This is a genomic window from Prevotella sp. TCVGH (assembly GCF_023522295.1).
Lineage (GTDB): Bacteria > Bacteroidota > Bacteroidia > Bacteroidales > Bacteroidaceae > Prevotella > Prevotella timonensis.
Genome location: NZ_QFFX01000118.1, coordinates 1 through 3113 on the forward strand (window position 1 = coordinate 1; position 3113 = coordinate 3113).

Consider the following 3113-nt stretch of genomic DNA (forward strand, 5'->3'; position numbering starts at 1 on the left):
ATATTGACTGCGGGTGAGCCAATAGTGCTCAAAAACAAGAATGATAGAGGATGGGGTAAGGTTTTGCAGAGGTCTCGGTAAATGAAATAAATAGATAAAAAAGTCATAAATATTGTGCAGTCTTTTCGTGGTTTTCTGCTCTTAACAATAAAAGACAAAACTCAAAAGAAAGAATGTACAGTATTTATGACTACATCCACAACGGAATAGTATTTGCCAACAATGTAATACGCAGACGGCATAAGGTACTTACTTCCTTGATGATATATTCCACTACCAACTGCCAGTCACGTTGCAAGCACTGTTCCATTTGGAAGAAACCTACGGAAAATTTAAGATTAGACGACATCATCAAGATAATGAACAGCAAATGTATAACGAAACGCACGACGGTCGGCTTGGAGGGAGGTGAGTTTATCCTTCATCCCGAAGCAGACAAGATATTGGGATGGTTTGACACTCATCATCCTAACTATACGCTGCTGTCTAATTGTCTTGCGGTAAACAAGGTAATTTCTGCTGTAAAAAATCATCACCCCAAGCATCTGTATATTTCACTTGACGGCACCAGAGAAACCTATCTCTATATGCGTGGCAGGGATGGATATGATAAGGTTATCGAAGTTATAGAGGCGTGTAGGGATATTGTTCCTATTTCCTTGATGTTTTGCCTTTCTCCGTGGAACTCGTTTGAGGATATGAAGCATGTCATAGATTGTGCCAAGAAATATAGCATAGACGTGCGTATTGGCATTTACAGCACAATGTCATTCTTTGACACGACCAAGGACTTGATGGAAGCCAATGATGATAATTTCATCCGTCAGATACCTTCATCCATACATCAAACGGATGAAAATTTTGATTTTGTGGCCCTATATGACGAATGGAAGAATAACAGGCTGAAACTGAGGTGCCATAGCATTTTCAGTGAGTTGGTCATCCATTCCAATGGTGATGTCCCGTTGTGCCAGAATTTGGACGTGGTCTTGGGCAACACTCATGAGAACACGCTTGACGAGATATTCAATTCAAAGGAAACCTGTAAGATTCAGTGTCAACACTCCAAAACGTGTAATCAATGCTGGATCAACTATCACCGGAAGTATGATATTATCCTATTAAGGAATCTGGAGAAAATGTTTCCTAAGCGACTGATAGAGTTGTTTTACGGGAAATATCAATGGACCAGCAACACGCAAATCACCTATAAGGAACATTTCAAGCAAATAACAGCATAAACTATGGGATATATAGACGAAATCATCGGCAGATACAAGAGTGTGCGGAGCATAAGGAAACTGAACCATATCTACACCCAACGGTATGCTCTTGTAGGTCTTGGCAATCATTGTGTCAGTAACCTGTTGCCTGTGATACAATATCTTCAGTTGCCATTGAAATACATCTGTTGCACCTCGGAGAAGAAAGCCGGGCTGATTTCTCAAAAGTACAAGGGAGTAAAAGGTACGACTTCTTTACAAGACATCTTGAATGATGATACGGTTTCGGGAGTCTTTGTGGCTGCTAATCCACATTCGCACTTTCATATAGCAAACGAAGTCATTAAAGCAGGGAAGTCCTTATTCATAGAGAAACCACCGTGTGAGAACGAGAGGGAACTAAAGTCTTTGACCGATACCGTCAAATTATACGGGTCAAAACATATCGTTGTCGGACTGCAAAGACGTTTTGCCCCAGCCACTCAAATCCTGCAAAAGCGATTGAGAATTGGGAGGGGGCGGCACTATCATTATCGCTATCTTACGGGGTTATACCCAGAGGGTGATGCCCTGCTCGACCTGTTCATCCATCCTCTTGACTATGTTACGTTTCTCTTTGGTAAAGCAAGGGTAAAGGCAGCAGAGGAAATGCGCAGCAAGGATGGTACCCTGACCTTATTCCTTATGTTGGAACATCAAAGTATAACGGGGATGCTGGAACTATCAACAGATTACTCTTGGCAGGATGCACAGGAACAATTAAGTATTAGTACGGACAAAGGACAATATGTATTGGACAGAATGGAAAGACTCGATTTTTCCCCAAGACACTCTGCTATATGGGGAATCCCTTTGGAAAAGGTCTTCCAAAATAATGCAACCGTTGTCAGCCTATACGGAAGGAATGGTTTTGTACCAACGGTTGGGAATAACCAAATTGTGTCACAAGGGTTCTTCTCTGAGATTCAAGCGTTTGCCGATATGGTTGAAAACAGATGCGAGGATAATCATGCCTTTTGCTTGGAAAGTGTCAAGCATGTTTATTCCATAATGGCAGAAATAAAGAAGTATATGAACATAATTGACGACCACATATTATAATAACTAATTAAATCCAACAAATTATGAAAAGGTATTTTTGTGTATTACAGGCGTTCATCTTCTCGTTGCTGTTTATTGGTTGCAGCAATGAAGATGAGTCTGCTTCAACTCCCACAGTGCAAGCATCGAAAACGGAATTGTTTGCTATAGGGACAGCCCGAATGACAAGAGCCGCTTCAAGCCCCTATCTCTTTACACTTGACAACATCAAGTCTTTCAACGCGCAGACCCGTGAGATTATTTTTCAAGATTTTGAGCCGACAAGTCTGCTCTTTCCCATTTATCGTAACATAGAAATACATTCGTATGGTAAGGTTCTACTCCATATCTCAACGTTTGTGTCATCTTTCAATAGTCAAATCTTCACAGACTTATCATTAGTTTCAGAATCTGGCAAGTTTTATCTGAGTGACTGTTACCCACGCAATATTGAGGACAATAGTCAATATGTTAAAGAGAACAAGGCCATTCAAAAAGCAAAAGAAAAAAGAGCGGCAGAATGGGGAGAGTTTCTCTCAATACTCAAAAAACACGGGAAGTTGATTGAATAGTAAACAGAAATACGTAATAATATAAGCAAGAAATAACTTGTAATTATGTTTATATAAATATCAACATATAAAATCCTTGTAATTATGAAAAAAGTATTTTACAGCCTAATCCTTTTCTGTGGATTATCTGCATGTTCCTCAGAGAAGGTAGCTCTTGAACCATTAAGTTACTATGTTTGCAAAGGCTAACACACGGAGACAAGTCGGATGCCGCTCTTCGGAGGCTTCGCGCCTCCGG

The 3113-nt window shown here is 40.3% G+C and carries 3 protein-coding genes; all 3 read left to right on the forward strand.

From position 1 onward, the window contains the following. Nucleotides 1-173 precede the first annotated feature (173 nt). Genes DEM91_RS12270 through DEM91_RS12280 form a run of 3 tightly spaced genes read left to right on the forward strand, consistent with a single transcriptional unit; the run spans nt 174 to nt 2875 of the window. Complete coding sequence (locus DEM91_RS12270; protein ID WP_036887460.1) at nt 174-1241, forward strand: radical SAM protein; 1068 nt, start codon at nt 174-176, stop codon at nt 1239-1241. Between the two features lie 3 nt (nt 1242-1244). Further along, a complete protein-coding gene (locus DEM91_RS12275) occupies nt 1245-2324 on the forward strand; it encodes a Gfo/Idh/MocA family protein (RefSeq protein WP_036887458.1) in 1080 nt (359 codons plus the stop codon). 23 nt (nt 2325-2347) lie between these two features. Further along, on the forward strand, nt 2348-2875 hold the full coding sequence (locus tag DEM91_RS12280) for a hypothetical protein (RefSeq protein ID WP_007367232.1): 528 nt from the start codon (nt 2348-2350) through the stop codon (nt 2873-2875). Nucleotides 2876-3113 lie beyond the last annotated feature (238 nt).